Here is a 14,343-nt window from a genome sequence, read left to right on the forward strand (position 1 = left end):
GATGATCGAGATCTTCGACAGCGCCGACGACCTGGCGCTGGCGGTGTCGCGCCAGCTCGCGGCTCGCGTGCACGCCGTCGCCACCGCGGGACGCACCCCGCGGATCGTGCTCACCGGTGGGTCCATCGCGACGAAGATCTACGGTCGCGTGTCGAGCGAGAACGCCGACTGGCGCGTGGCCGAGTACTGGTGGGGCGACGAGCGCTTCGTGCCCGAGGGTCACGAGGACCGCAACGACCGTCAGGCTCGCGAGGGCTTCCTCGACCGCCTGGGCATCCCCGACGAGCACGTCCACGCCATGCCGGCGCACGGCTGCGAGCTCTCGATGGTCGAGGCGGCCGACGCCTACGCGAAGACGCTGCCGGAGGACCCGTTCGACGTGGTGCTGCTCGGCGTCGGGCCCGATGCGCACATCGCGTCGCTGTTCCCCGGCCACCCGCAGGTGCACGAGACCGAGCGCCTCGCCGTCGAGGTCTTCGACTCGCCCAAGCCGCCGCCGGAGCGCATCTCGCTGACCTACCGGGCGCTGAACCACACGCGCGCCACCTGGTTCGTGGTCTCGGGCGCCGACAAGGCCGAGGCGGTCGCGAAGGCCATGATCGGCACGCCGATCGACGAGGCGCCCGCCGCCGGCGCGCGCGGGCTCGAGGAGACCGTCTGGTTCCTCGACACCGCCGCCGCCTCCCGCCTGCCTCGCTGAGCAACCGGTGATCGAGTGCCGGCGAGCGCAGCGAGACGGTGTATCGAGATCACGCCGAATGACGAAGGGACCACGGGTGGTTCCGTGGTCCCTTCGTCGTCCGGGTTTCGAGGCTTCGGGCGCTGAGCGCCCTCGCACCTCAACCTCTTCGGGCGAGTCGGCCGCAGAGCGGCCTCGGCCCTCAGAAGATGATCTCGCCGGTCTTGCGCTTGCTGCGCAGGGTGTCGAGGGCTTCCTTGAGGATGTCGGCGGCCTCGGTCTCGGAGCGGCGCTCCTTCACGTAGGCCAGGTGGGTCTTGTACGGCTCGGTCTTGGGCGCGTCGGGCCGGTTGTCCGAGTCCATGCTGGCGGGCATGCCGCACTTCGGGCAGTCCCACTCGACGGGCACCTCGGCCTCGATCGCGAAGTTCAGCGTGACCGAGTGGTCGTTCACGCAGAAGTACGAGATCGCCTGGCGCGGTGCGGCCTCGCCACGCTCGGCCTCGCCCATGGGGCCGGCGCCGATGCGGCTGCCGCGAATCGCTCCGGCGGCCATCAGTTGCTCACCTTCAGCAGCAGGCCGAGGGCGAAGACGCACACGACCCACACCACGGCGGTGCCGACGGTGATGCGATCGAGGTTGCGCTCGGCGACGGACGAGCCGCTCAGCGAGCTGGAGACACCACCGCCGAACATGTCGGACAGACCGCCGCCTCGGCCCTTGTGCATCAGCACGAGGACGATCATGAGCACGCTGCTCAGGGCGAGCAGCACGGAGAACGCGATGACCACGTCTCTCCCTTCGGTCAGGACCCCTGGAGGTCTGGCATGTCGTAGAACCGGGCGATCCCGGCGAACTCCTCCGCGACCAGGCTGGCCCCGCCGACCAACGCTCCGTCGACATCGGGTTTCGCCATGATCGCGGCCACGTTCGCCGCCTTGACCGATCCGCCGTAAAGGATACGGGTCTGGTCGGCCGCTTCGGTACCCCAGGTCTCCCCCAGGCGTCCACGGATGGCCGCGCAGACCTCCTGGGCGTCCTCGGGGGTGGCGACCTCGCCGGTGCCGATGGCCCACACGGGCTCGTACGCGATGACGAGTCCGGCGACCTGCTCGGCCGTGAAGCCGGCCAGCGAGCCGTCGACCTGGGCGAGCGTGTACGCGACGTGCTCACCGGCCTGGCGGACCTCGAGGCCCTCGCCGACGCACACGATCGGCGTCATGCCCGCGGCGAGCGTCTTGGCGGCCTTCTCGTTCACGAGCTGGTCGGACTCGGCGTGGTACTCACGGCGCTCGGAGTGGCCGACGACGACGTACGAGCAGCCGAGCTTCGCCAGCATCGCCGCGGAGATCTCGCCGGTGTACGCGCCACCGTCGTGCGCGGAGACGTCCTGCGCGCCGTAGCCGATCGGCAGCTTGTCGCCGTCGATGAGCGTCTGGACGCTGCGCAGGTCGGTGAAGGGCGGGATCACCACGACCTCGCTCCTGGCGTGGTCGTGCTTCTTGTCCGACAGGGTCCACGCCAGCTTCTGGACGAGGACCACCGCCTCCTGGTGGTTCAGGTTGGACTTCCAGTTGCCCGCCATCAGCGGCGTACGCGTCATGCTGACTCCTCCAGTACGGCCAGTCCGGGCAGGGTCTTGCCCTCGAGGTACTCCAGGCTCGCCCCGCCACCGGTCGAGATGTGGCCGAACTGGGAGTCCTCGAAGCCGAGCTGGCGCACGGCGGCGGCGGAGTCGCCACCACCGACGACCGACAGGCCGTCGACCTCGGTGAGGGCCTGCGCCACGGTGCGGGTGCCGGCCGCGAAGGCCGCCATCTCGAACACGCCCATCGGGCCGTTCCAGAACACCGTCTTCGCGCCGCGGATGACCTCGGCAAACGCGTTCGCCGACTCGGGCCCGATGTCCAGACCCATCTGGTCGTCCGGGATCGCGTCGATCGTGACCGTGGTGGCCGGGGCGTCGGCCGCGAACTCCGGCGCCACGACGACGTCGGTGGGCAGCACGATGGACACGCCGAGCTGCTCGGCCCGATCGAGGTAGCCCTTGGCGACGTCGATCTGGTCCTGCTCCAGCAGCGACTTCCCGACCCCGTGGCCCTGGGCCGCGAGGAACGTGAACACCATGCCGCCGCCGATCACGAGCGTGTCGGCCTTCGTGAGGAGGTGGTCGATGACGCCGAGCTTGTCGGACACCTTGGAGCCGCCCAGGACGACCGCGTAGGGCCGCTCGGGAGACGCCGTGAGCCGCTGCAGGACCTCGACCTCGGCCTGCACGAGGCCGCCCACCGCGGCGGGCAGGCGCTGGGCCACGTCGTAGACACTGGCCTGCTTGCGATGCACCACGCCGAAGCCGTCGGAGACGAAGACGTCGGCCAGGGCCGCCAGCTCGTCGGCGAAGGCGCCGCGCTCGGCGTCGTCCTTGCTGGTCTCGCCGGCGTTGAACCGGACGTTCTCCAGCAGGGCGACCTCGCCGTCCTTGAGCTCCTGCACGGTCCGCTGGGCGTCCACGCCGACGGTGTCGGACGCGAAGCGCACGCTCTCGCCCAGCAGCTCGCTCAGCCGGATCGCGACGGGCGACAGCGAGTACTGCGGGTCGGGCGCGCCCTTGGGCCGACCCAGGTGCGCGGCGACGAGGACGCGGGCGCCCTTCTTCACCAGCTTCTGGATCGTCGGGACGCTGGCCCGCACGCGGCCGTCGTCGGTGATGGTGGCACCGTCGAGGGGCACGTTGAGGTCGCTGCGGACCAGGACGCGCTTGCCCTTCAGGTCGCCCAGGTCGTCGATCGTCTTCACGAGGGAGCTCAGAGCGACTTGCCGACGAGGGATGCCAGGTCGACGAGGCGGTTGGAGTAGCCCCACTCGTTGTCGTACCAGCCGACGACCTTCACGAGGTCGCCCGTGACCTTGGTCAGCGGCGCGTCGAAGATGCACGAGTGCGGGTCGGTGACGATGTCGGTGGAGACGATCGGGTCCTCGTTGTACTTGAGGTACGTCGAGCCCTCGGCGGCCTTGCGGACGATCTCGTTGATCTCCTCGACCGAGGTCTCACGGCTGGCCGTGAAGGTCAGGTCGGTGGCCGAGCCGGTGGGCGTGGGCACGCGCAGCGCGTAGCCGTCGAGCTTGCCCTTCAGCTCGGGCAGCACGAGGCTGACGGCCTTGGCGGCACCGGTGGACGTGGGGACGATGTTCAGCGCGGCGGCGCGGGCACGGCGCAGGTCCTTGTGCGGCGCGTCCTGGAGGTTCTGGTCCTGCGTGTAGGCGTGGATCGTGGTCATCAGGCCACGCTCGATGCCGATGCCGTCGTTGAGGGCCTTGGCCATGGGCGCGAGGCAGTTCGTGGTGCACGAGGCGTTCGAGATGATCGTGTGCGAGGCAGGGTCGTACAGGTCGTCGTTGACGCCCATGACGATCGTGATGTCCTCGTTCTTGGCCGGGGCCGAGATGATGACCTTCTTGGCGCCGCCGTCGATGTGGGCCTTGGCCGCGGTGGCGTCGGTGAAGAAGCCGGTGGACTCCACGACGATGTCGGCGCCCACCGAGGCCCAGTCGAGGTTGGCCGGGTCGCGGTCCTCGAAGGCGACGATCTTCTGGTCGCCCACGTAGATCGCGGTGTCGTCGAAGTTCACGTCAGCGTCGAGGCGACCCAGGATCGAGTCGTACTTGAGCAGGGTGGCGAGCGTCTTGTTGTCGGTCAGGTCGTTGACGGCCACGATCTCGACGTCGACGCCGGCGGCACGCACCGCGCGGAAGAAGTTACGGCCGATGCGGCCGAATCCGTTGATACCTACGCGAACAGTCACGGTTGCTCCTGAGTTGCCGGGTGAAGACTCGATTACGTCCTCACCCTACCGACGTCCCCCGGTCGAATGCACCGGGCGTCGCCCCTCGGGATCGGTCAGCCGTCCGCGTACTGATCGGGGTTGAGCCCCGCCTCGGTGTCCTCGATGCCCAGATCGTGGGCACGCTTGTCCGCCATCGCGAGCAGGCGGCGGATGCGGCCGGCGATCGCGTCCTTCGTCAGCGGCGGATCGTGCAGCTGGCCGAGCTCCTCGAGGCTGGCCTCGCGGTGCTGCACGCGCAGCTCGCCGGCCATGCGCAGGTGGTCGGGGACCTCGTCGGCGAGGATGTCGAGCGCACGCTGGGCGCGAGCCCCCGCCGCGACCGCGGCGCGGGCGGAGCGACGCTGGTTGGCGTCGTCGAAGTTGGCGAGCCGGTTGGCGGTGGCGCGCACCTCGCGGCGCATCCGGCGCTCCTCCCAGGCCAGCAGCGTCTCGTGGGCGCCGAGGCGGGTCAGCAGCGCACCGATGGCCTCGCCGTCGCGGATGACGACGCGGTCGCCGCCACGCACCTCGCGAGCCTTGGCCGAGACGCCGACGCGACGCGCGGCACCGACCATCGCGAGCGCGGCCTCGGGGCCGGGGCAGCCGATCTCCAGTGCTGACGAGCGGCCCGGCTCGGTGAGGGAGCCGCGGGCCAGGAACGCACCGCGCCACGCGGCGACGGCGTCGCACGACGGACCCGAGACGACCTGCGGCGGGAGGCCGCGGACGGGGCGGCCGCCGCCGTCGACGAGGCCGGTCTGGCGGGCGAGGAGCTCGCCGCCCCGGGCGATGCGCACGACGTAGAGCGTGGTCTTGCGGACGCCGGCGCCCTGCTGGACGATGATCTCGCTCTCGTGCCCGTAGACCTCGGCGATCTCCTGGCGCAGCCGGCGGGCGGCGGCGGCGGTGTCGAGCTCGGCCTCGATCACGATCCGGCCCGAGACGATGTGCAGGCCTCCGGAGAAGCGCAGGATCGTGGAGACCTCGGCCTTGCGGCAGCATGCCTTCGTCACCGGGATCCGGGCCACTTCCGCCTTGACCTGTGCCGTCATCGCCATCGCTTCATCAGCCTCCAGTTCCAGCGTCCCGAGATGTCCGCTCGGGCCACTCTATGCCTGTGCTGGTGACGCGGGGGCGAACGTGGTGGCAAAGACCTCGGCCAGCGCGGCCGGATCGTGCTGGCCCGACTGCCCGGCGGCGCGCACGTCGGCCGTCACCAGCCGAGCCCCCAGCCGGGCGGCCCCGCGGGCGAGAGCGTCGACGTCGCGGGCCGCCGACGTGTCGGCCACGACGACGTCGAGGCGCAGGTCGGGAGCGTGGGCCGCGAGGACGTCGAGGTGCTCCTCCGGCGTGAGGTGCTCGGTCTCGCCGGGTTGGGCCACGAGGTTGAGGACCAGGCAGCGGCGGGCCGGCGTGCGCAGCAGGGCCTGGCGCAGCTGCGGCACCAGGAGGGTGGGCATGACGCTGGTGAACCACGAGCCGGGTCCGATCGTGACCCAGTCGGCGGTCTCGAGCGCGGCGACGGCCTGGGGGCAGGCCGGCGGGTCGCCCGGGTCGAGCCGAACCCCCAGGATCCGGCCGGGCGTGGTGGCCACCTCGGCCTGTCCGCGCACCAGCTCGATCCGTTCGGGCGGGCCGAAGTCGACGTCGGCCTCGATGTCGAGCGGCACGTTGGCCATCGGCAGCACGCGTCCCTGCGCGCCCAGCAGCTCCGCGACGAGGTCGAGCCCCGCCACCTGGTCGCGCTCCATGTCCCACAGCGCGGCCAGGAGCAGGTTGCCGACGGGGTGGCCCGCCAGCGGACCGTCTCCCCCGAACCGGTGCTGCAGGACCTCGGCCCACGCGCGGCCCCAGTCGTCGTCTCCGCACAGCGCGGCCAGCGCCATCCTCAGGTCGCCCGGAGGCAGGATGCCGAGCTCGGTGCGCAGACGGCCGGACGAGCCGCCGTTGTCGGCGACCGTGACGATGCCCGTGAGTCGGGTGGTGACCTGGCGCAGGGCCGACAGCGTGGCGGCCAGGCCGTGCCCGCCACCGAGGGCGACGACGGCGGGGCCCCCGGACCGCGCCTGCGTCATTCGCGGCCCAGGTCGCGGTGGACGACGAGCGTGCGGACGTCGCGGGCCCGCAGCCGGTCGGCGAGCGCCTCGGACATCGCCACGCTGCGGTGGCGGCCGCCGGTGCAGCCGATCCCCACGGTGAGGAACAGCTTGTCCTCCTGCAGGAACCCGTTCGTGATCATCGAGAGCAGCTCGACGTAGCGGTCGAGGAACTCCTGCGAGCGCTCCTGCCGGTGCACGTACTCGGCCACCGCGGCGTCCTGGCCGCTGAGGGGACGCAGCTCGTCGACCCAGAACGGGTTGGGCAGGAAGCGCATGTCGGCCACCATGTCGGCGTCGATCGGGATGCCGTACTTGAAGCCGAAGGACACGATCGTGACGTGGAGCCCGCGCTCGTCCTCGACCTCGAAGGCCTGCCGGACCCGGTGGGCCAGCTGGTGGACGTTGAGACGACTGGTGTCGATGACGATGTCGGCACGGCCACGGATGGTGCGCAGCAGCTCGCGCTCGCGCACGAAGCCGTCCATGAGGCGACCCTGGCGGCTCAGCGGGTGCGGCCGACGTGCCGCCTCCTGGCGCCGCACGAGGACCTCGTCGGAGGCCTCGAGGTACAGCGTGCGGACCCTCACGCCGAGGTCCAGGACCGACTCGATCGCGTCGACCAGGCCGAAGAAGAACGTGCGGGAGCGGGAGTCGACCACGACCGCGAGCCGGTCGATGTCCTCAGCCGCGTCGACGGAGGACACCAGCTCGTCGAGCATGCCCGGCGGCAGGTTGTCGACCACGTAGTAGCCCAGCTTCTCCAGCGCCTTGGCCGCGGTGCTGCGGCCCGCGCCGGTCATCCCGGTGACGAGGACGAACTCGGTGAGCTTGGTCATGGTCGGTCTCAGTCCTCCAGGATCTCGCCGGTGGCCATGTTCACGGCCGGCGCCGGCGGTTCTCCCTCGTGGAGCGCCGCCACGATGGATTCTGCCGTAGCGGGGCCGATCCCGGGCACGACCGTGATTTCCTCCACGGTCGCGGTGCGCAGCTTCTTGAGCGAGCCGAAGTGCTTCATCAGCGCACGGCGCCGGCTGTCGCCGAGGCCGGGCACCGGATCGAGCAGGCTCTCGACCATCGACTTGCTGCGCCGCTGGCGGTGGTGCGTGATCGCGAAGCGGTGCGCCTCGTCGCGCACGCGCTGCAGCAGGTAGAGCCCCTCGCTGGTGCGCGGCAGGATCACGGGATCCTCGTCATCGGGAAGCCACACCTCCTCGAGCCGCTTGGCCAGGCCGCAGAGTGCGACGTCCTTGATGCCGAGCGCGTCCATCGCCTGCTTCGCGGCGGCGACCTGCGGCGGACCGCCGTCGACCACGACGAGTGACGGCGCGTAGGCGAACCGGCGCGGCTTGCCCGTCTCGGGATCGATTCCCGGCTCGGCGTCGCCCTGGCGCTCCAGGGCACGCAGGTGATGGGCGAACCGGCGCGTGATGACCTCGTGCATCGCGGCGACGTCGCTCTGGCCCTCGTGGCGCACGGTGAAGCGGCGGTACTCGGACTTGCGCGGCAGGCCGTCCTCGAAGACCACCATCGACGCCACGATCTCGGTGCCCTGGAGGTTCGAGACGTCGAAGCACTCGATCCGCAGCGGCGGCGACGGGAGGTCGAGGGCCATCTGGATCTCCTCCAGGGCCCGGCTTCGGGTGGTGAGGTCGCCCGAGCGCTTGAGCTTGTGGCGGGCGATCGCCTGCTTCGCGTTCTGCTCGACGGTGTCGAGCAGCGCCCGTTTGTCGCCCCGACGCGGGACGCGGATCGTGACCTTCGCCCCGCGGCGCTCGGTGAGCAGCTCGGCGACCGCCTCGTGGTCGGCGGGCAGCGCCGGGACGAGCACCTCACGCGGGATCGCCGAGGGTACGACGTCGGCGTACAGCGTCATCAGGGCGTTCTGCACGAGCTCGGGCAGCCCGGCGTCGTCGCCCTTGTCGGCGACCCACCCGCGCTGGCCCCGGATGCGACCACCGCGGACGTTGAAGATCTGGACGGCGACCTCGAGCGGGTCGTCGACGAAGCCCAGGACGTCGGCGTCGGTACCGTCGCCCAGGACGACCGACTGCTTCTCCAGGACACGGCGCATGGCCATCAGGTCGTCGCGGTACTTCGCGGCCAGCTCGTACTCCTGCGACGCCGCGGCATCGCGCATGCGCTGCTCGATCCCCCGCTCGAAGCCGGCGGTCTGGCCGCCCATGAACGAGAGGAAGTCGTCGACGATGTCGCGGTGCTCCTCCGGGGAGACGCGCCCGACGCACGGCGCGGAGCACTTCCCGATGTCGCCGAGCAGGCACGGCCGGCCCGCCGCCCTGGCTCGCTTGAAGACTCCGGCGCTGCACGAGCGCATCGGGAACACGCGGAGCAGGGTGTCGACCGTGTCGCGGATCGCCCAGGCGTGCCCGTAGGGGCCGAAGTACCGGACTCCCTTGCGCTGGGCTCCGCGCATCACCAGGACGCGCGGGATCTCCTCGCCCACCGTGACGGCGAGCCACGGGTAGGACTTGTCGTCGCGGTACTTGACGTTGAACCGCGGGTCGTACTCCTTGATCCAGGAGTACTCCAGCGCCAGCGCCTCGACCTCGGTGTTGACGACGGTCCACTCCACCGACGCGGCGGTGGTGACCATCTGGTGCGTGCGCGGGTGCAGGTTGCCGAGGTCCTGGAAGTACGAGCTCAGGCGCGGCCGCAGGCTCTTGGCCTTGCCGACGTAGATGACCCGTCCCTGCTCGTCGCGAAACTTGTAGACGCCCGGACTCGTCGGGATCTCTCCCGGCCGCGGCCGGTAGGTGGACGGATCAGCCACGGTCGCTCCCCCGCCCGCTCATGACAGGAGGGGCTTGAGGAACCGGCCGGTGTGCGAGTCGGGATGTGCCGCCACGTCCTCGGGGGTGCCCTGCGCGACGACCGTGCCGCCGCCGCTTCCGCCCTCGGGGCCCATGTCGATGAGCCAGTCCGAGGCCTTGATGACGTCGAGGTTGTGCTCGATGACGATGACCGAGTTCCCGGTGTCGACGAGACGCTGGAGCACGATGAGGAGCTTGCGGATGTCCTCGAAGTGCAGGCCCGTCGTGGGCTCGTCGAGGACGTAGACGGTGCGGCCGGTGGAGCGCTTCTGCAGCTCGGAGGCCAGCTTCACGCGCTGCGCCTCGCCGCCGGACAGCGTGGGTGCGGGCTGACCCAGGCGCACGTAGCCCAGGCCGACGTCGACCAGGGTGCGCAGGTGGCGAGCGATCGCGGGGATGGCCTCGAAGAACTCGACGCCCTCCTCGATGGGCATGTCGAGCACCTCAGCGATGGTCTTGCCCTTGTAGCGCACCTCGAGCGTCTCGCGGTTGTAGCGGGCGCCGTGGCAGACCTCGCACGGCACGTAGACGTCGGGCAGGAAGTTCATCTCGATCTTGATCGTGCCGTCGCCGTGGCAGGCCTCGCAGCGACCGCCCTTGATGTTGAACGAGAAGCGGCCCTGCTGGTAGCCACGCATCTTCGCCTCAGGCGTCTGCGCGAACAGCTTGCGGACGTGGTCGAAGACGCCGGTGTAGGTGGCCGGGTTGGACCGCGGGGTGCGGCCGATCGGGGACTGGTCGACGTGGATGACCTTGTCGACCTGGTCGGTGCCCTCGATGGTGCGGTGGCGGCCCGGGATCGTGCGCGCCTTGTAGATCTGGCGGGCGAGCGACGTGTAGAGGATGTCGTTCACCAGCGTGGACTTGCCCGAGCCGGAGACGCCCGTGACCGAGACGAGCTGGCCGAGCGGGAAGGCCACGTCGACGTTCTTGAGGTTGTTCTCGCGGGCGCCCTTCACGACGAGCTGGCGGCCCTTGTCGCGGGGACGACGGACCTCGGGAACGGGGATCGACTGGCGACCCGACAGGTAGGCGCCGGTGAGCGAGTCGGGACTGTTGAGCAGGTCCTCGACGGGGCCGGACACGATGACCTGGCCGCCGTGCTCGCCCGCACCGGGGCCGATGTCGACGACCCAGTCCGCGGCGCGCACGGTGTCCTCGTCGTGCTCGACGACGATCAGCGTGTTGCCCAGGTTCTTGAGGCGCACGAGCGTCTCGATGAGGCGGTGGTTGTCGCGCTGGTGCAGGCCGATCGACGGCTCGTCGAGCACGTAGAGGACACCGACGAGGCCGGCGCCGATCTGGGTGGCGAGCCGGATGCGCTGGGCCTCGCCGCCCGACAGCGAGCCGGCGGCGCGATCCAGCGCCAGGTAGTCGAGACCGACGTCGAGCAGGAACCGCAGGCGCTCGTGGATCTCCTTGAGCACGCGCTCGCCGATCTGGCGCTCGCGATCGCTCATCACCAGGTCCTGCAGGAAGTCGGCCGCCTCGGCGATCGACTGGTGGCAGAGCTCGGCGATGTTCTTGGCGCCGAAGCGCTCGGACTCGAGCGTGACGGCCAGGATCACGGGCTTGAGGCGGGTGCCGCCGCACGCGGGGCACGGGACCTCGCGCATGAATCCCTCGAGCCGGTCGCGGCTCGTGTCGGAGTCGGTCTCGGCGTGGCGGCGCTCGACGAACGCCTTCGCGCCCTCGAACTCGGCCCAGTACGACCGCTGGCGGCCGTAGCGGTTCTTGTACTGGACGTGCACCTTCGTGGAGTGCCCGTTCAGCAGCGCGTCCTGGAACTCGGGCTTCAGGTCGGCCCACTTGGTGTCGACGTCGAAGCCGAGCTCGTCGCCGAGCGAGCGCATGAGGCGCAGGAAGTAGTCGGAGACCTGGGTGTAGGTCCACGCCGTGATCGCGCCTTCGGCGAGGGTCTTCTCGGGGTCGGGGACCAGTAGCTCGGCGTCGACCTCCTTGCGCGAGCCGAGGCCGTGGCACTCGGGGCACGCGCCGTAGGGGGCGTTGAAGGAGAACGAGCGCGGCTCGAGCTCGTCGACCTGCAGCGGGTGGTCGTTGGGGCACGCGAGGCGCTCGGAGAAGCGGCGACGGCGCGCCGGGTCCTTCTCGTCGAGGCTGACGTAGTCGATGATCACGATGCCGTCGGCCAGGCCGAGGGCCGTCTCGACGGACTCGGTGAGGCGCTGCTTGGACGAGGGCTTGACCGTGAGGCGGTCGACGACGACCTCGATCGTGTGCTTCTTCTGCTTCGCCAGCTTGGGCGGCTCGTCGGCGAGCATGATCATCTCGCCGTCGACGATCGCGCGGCTGAAGCCGGACTGCTGGAGCTGGCGGAAGAGCTCGAGGTACTCGCCCTTGCGGCCGCGGATCACCGGGGCGAGGACCTGGAAGCGGGTGCCCTCCTCGTCGTCCTGGATGCGGTCGACGATCTGCTGCGGCGTCTGGCGGGCGATGGGCTCGCCGCACGTGGGGCAGTGGGGCCGGCCGGCGCGCGCGTAGAGCAGGCGGAGGTAGTCGTAGACCTCGGTGATCGTGCCGACGGTGGACCGCGGGTTGCGCGAGGTGGACTTCTGGTCGATCGACACCGCGGGCGACAGGCCCTCGATGAAGTCGACGTCCGGCTTGTCCATCTGGCCCAGGAACTGGCGGGCGTACGCCGAGAGCGACTCGACGTAGCGGCGCTGGCCCTCGGCGAAGATGGTGTCGAACGCCAGGGACGACTTGCCCGAGCCCGACAGGCCCGTGAACACGATGAGTGAGTCACGGGGCAGGTCGACGGAGACATCCTTGAGGTTGTGCTCGCGCGCACCCCTCACCACGAGACGATCGTTCACCTGTCCAGCGTACTGAGGTGCCCTGACAGAAACCTCCCGACGAGTAGGGTCGAGGCCATGACGTACACGGGAGAGGTCACGGTCGGCGGCGCGCCCGACACCCGCGAGGCCGGCGACCTGGTGATCACGAAGATCGCCGTGGGACCGATGGCCAACAACGCCTACCTGCTGCGCTGCGCGCTCACCGGCGAGCAGGTGCTGATCGACGCCGCCGACGAGGCCGGGCGGCTCCTGGAGCTGGTCGGCGATCGGGGCCTGGCGCGCGTCATCACGACCCACCGGCACGCCGACCACTGGCAGGCGCTCGCGGAGGTCGTGGCTGCCACGGGCGCCGAGACCGTCGCGGGCGAGGACGACGCGGACGAGCTGCCGGTCGAGGTCGACGTCCGGGTCCGCACGGGCGCTCGGGTGCGGGTTGGCTCGTGCGAGCTCGAGGTGATCGAGGTCGTCGGGCACACGCCCGGCTCCATCGTGCTGGTGTACGACGACCCCGACGGTGTCACCCACCTGTTCACCGGCGACTCCCTGTTCCCCGGCGGCGTCGGCCGCACGTGGTCGCCCGACGACTTCATGCGACTGTGCGGCGAGGTCGAGTCCAAGCTGTTCGCCCGGTTCGACGACGACACGTGGTTCTACCCGGGCCACGGCGACGACTCCACCCTCGGCGCGGAGCGACCGAGCCTGCCGGACTGGCGCGCCCGCGGTTGGTAGCCTGCGGCTGCTCCGCCATGGTTGAGCCGCTTGCGTCATACGAGTCGGTCGCCATGACGACCGCACCGTATGACGTCCCGCGTGGCTGCTAGGCCAGCGTGACGGGGAGCGACTCGATCCCGAAGACGAAGCTGAGCTGGCGGAACTCCAGCTCGGACTCGGGGACGGCCAGGCTGAGGTCCGGGAAGCGGCGCAGCAGCTTCGGCAATGCGATGCGCAGCTCCATGCGGGCCAGCTCGGCGCCGATGCACCGGTGGATGCCGTGGCCGAACGCCAGGTGGCCGCTCGTGGGGATCCGGAGCGGGTCGAAGGCGTCGGCGCCCGCGCCGGCGCTGGACTCGTCGCGGTTGGCGCTGCTCAGGGAGACCAGCAGGACGTCGCCGGCCTTCACCTTCGTCCCGAACAGGTCCATGTCCTGCTTCGCAAAGCGTGGGAACGCGACCTGCACGACGGAGAAGTAGCGCAGCAGCTCCTCGATGACCCGGTCGAGGGTCTCGCGGTTGCCCGATCGCACGAGATCGGCGTAGGCCCGGTCCCGCGAGAGCATGATGGTGCTGAGCGCGATCATCCCTGCGGTGGTCTCGTAGCCACCGGTGAACACGCCGTCGGCGAGTCCCGCGAGGTCGCGGTCGCTGATCAGCTCGCCCTCGTCGCGGATGATCTGGCCGATGAGCCCGGGTCCGGGCTCCTTGCGCTGGCGAGCGACCGCGTCGAAGAGGAACTCGCGCTGCTCGGAGACCGCGCCGAAGGCCGCCGCTCCCCCGTTGGTCGCGTCGAAGCGGGCGCTGCCCAGCTTCGAGAAGGCCTGCGTGTCCTCGTAGTCCAGACCCAGCAGCGCGCAGATCGTGTTGAACGGGATCGGGAACGCGAAGGTCTTCGCAAGGTCGGCGTGGGGGCCGGCCGCCTCGAGGTCGTCGAGCGCCCGGTCGACGATCTGCTCGATCATCGGCTCCAGGCGGGCCAGCCGGCGCATCGTGAACTCCGGCGTGATGATCTTGCGCAGCCGGGTGTGCACGGGCGGGTCGGTGAATCCCAGTCCCCCGATGTCGTCCGACGTCGCGGGTCCGTCGCCGGAGAACAGGTGACGGATGTCGGTGGAGTACGTGTCGCGGGCCGTCATCACCTGGCGCGACTGCTCATATCCCGTGACCAGGTAGGCGGTGAAGTCGAACGGCAGGTCGAGCCGGTGCAGCGGCTCCTCGTGCCGGATGCGGGCCATCTCGGGCACCGGGTCGAGACCGACCCGCTGCAGCGGGGCCTTCGTGGCCTCGGGGATGAAGGAGAAGCTCGCGAGGTCGATGCCGCGCTTGGCGACGTGCCGCCGTGCCAGCGACGACACCACCTTCGCGCGGATTCTCCGCATC

The 14,343-nt window shown here is 70.5% G+C and carries 13 protein-coding genes; 2 read left to right on the forward strand and 11 right to left on the reverse strand.

All coding sequences use genetic code 11. The features are described from left to right. Window position 1: 1 nt before the first annotated feature. Window positions 2-700 (forward strand): 6-phosphogluconolactonase, encoded by a 699-nt coding sequence (gene pgl, locus ACY1JX_RS03275; protein ID WP_462565202.1) that lies wholly within the window; start codon window positions 2-4, stop codon window positions 698-700. 181 nt (window positions 701-881) lie between these two features. Here pgl and ACY1JX_RS03280 read toward each other — a convergent pair whose 3' ends face one another. The 10 genes from ACY1JX_RS03280 to uvrA all read right to left on the reverse strand — a co-directional run bounded on the left by ACY1JX_RS03280 (window position 882) and on the right by uvrA (window position 12,268). Continuing rightward, a complete protein-coding gene (locus tag ACY1JX_RS03280; protein ID WP_462565866.1) occupies window positions 882-1,238 on the reverse strand; it encodes an RNA polymerase-binding protein RbpA in 357 nt (118 codons plus the stop codon). Next, window positions 1,235-1,471, reverse strand: coding sequence for a preprotein translocase subunit SecG (gene secG, locus ACY1JX_RS03285; protein WP_078698291.1), 237 nt, complete (start codon window positions 1,469-1,471; stop codon window positions 1,235-1,237). Before secG ends, ACY1JX_RS03280 begins: the two co-directional genes overlap by 4 nt. 14 nt (window positions 1,472-1,485) lie before the next feature. Further along, a complete protein-coding gene (tpiA, locus tag ACY1JX_RS03290) occupies window positions 1,486-2,283 on the reverse strand; it encodes a triose-phosphate isomerase (protein WP_181755600.1) in 798 nt (265 codons plus the stop codon). Continuing rightward, window positions 2,280-3,476: a phosphoglycerate kinase gene (locus ACY1JX_RS03295; RefSeq protein ID WP_462565203.1), complete on the reverse strand. Its 1,197-nt coding sequence runs from the start codon at window positions 3,474-3,476 to the stop codon at window positions 2,280-2,282. The genes tpiA and ACY1JX_RS03295 overlap by 4 nt, the downstream gene beginning before the upstream one ends. A gap of 8 nt (window positions 3,477-3,484) precedes the next feature. Next, window positions 3,485-4,483 (reverse strand): type I glyceraldehyde-3-phosphate dehydrogenase, encoded by a 999-nt coding sequence (gene gap, locus ACY1JX_RS03300; RefSeq protein WP_078698294.1) that lies wholly within the window; start codon window positions 4,481-4,483, stop codon window positions 3,485-3,487. Window positions 4,484-4,578: 95 nt separating this feature from the next. After that, window positions 4,579-5,562, reverse strand: coding sequence for a DNA-binding protein WhiA (whiA, locus tag ACY1JX_RS03305; protein ID WP_078698295.1), 984 nt, complete (start codon window positions 5,560-5,562; stop codon window positions 4,579-4,581). Between the two features lie 51 nt (window positions 5,563-5,613). Next, window positions 5,614-6,579, reverse strand: coding sequence for a gluconeogenesis factor YvcK family protein (locus tag ACY1JX_RS03310; RefSeq protein WP_286927825.1), 966 nt, complete (start codon window positions 6,577-6,579; stop codon window positions 5,614-5,616). Further along, window positions 6,576-7,439, reverse strand: a complete 864-nt coding sequence (rapZ, locus tag ACY1JX_RS03315) for an RNase adapter RapZ (RefSeq protein WP_286927827.1) — start codon at window positions 7,437-7,439, stop codon at window positions 6,576-6,578. Before rapZ ends, ACY1JX_RS03310 begins: the two co-directional genes overlap by 4 nt. A gap of 8 nt (window positions 7,440-7,447) precedes the next feature. Continuing rightward, window positions 7,448-9,391: an excinuclease ABC subunit UvrC gene (gene uvrC / locus ACY1JX_RS03320; protein WP_462565204.1), complete on the reverse strand. Its 1,944-nt coding sequence runs from the start codon at window positions 9,389-9,391 to the stop codon at window positions 7,448-7,450. An 18-nt stretch (window positions 9,392-9,409) separates the two neighbouring features. Continuing rightward, window positions 9,410-12,268 carry an excinuclease ABC subunit UvrA gene (gene uvrA, locus ACY1JX_RS03325; RefSeq protein ID WP_181755593.1) on the reverse strand — a complete coding sequence of 953 codons (2,859 nt, stop codon included), beginning with the start codon at window positions 12,266-12,268 and terminating at the stop codon, window positions 9,410-9,412. A 57-nt stretch (window positions 12,269-12,325) separates the two neighbouring features. Here uvrA and ACY1JX_RS03330 point away from each other — a divergent pair, with 57 nt between their 5' ends. After that, the gene (locus ACY1JX_RS03330) at window positions 12,326-12,979 is read left to right on the forward strand and encodes an MBL fold metallo-hydrolase (RefSeq protein ID WP_462565205.1); all 654 of its coding nucleotides are present in this window, start codon (window positions 12,326-12,328) and stop codon (window positions 12,977-12,979) included. Window positions 12,980-13,067: 88 nt separating this feature from the next. Here ACY1JX_RS03330 and ACY1JX_RS03335 read toward each other — a convergent pair whose 3' ends face one another. After that, window positions 13,068-14,342: a cytochrome P450 gene (locus tag ACY1JX_RS03335; protein WP_462565206.1), complete on the reverse strand. Its 1,275-nt coding sequence runs from the start codon at window positions 14,340-14,342 to the stop codon at window positions 13,068-13,070. Between the last annotated feature and the right edge of the window lies 1 nt (window position 14,343).

This window comes from Aeromicrobium sp. JP4 (assembly GCF_054957925.1).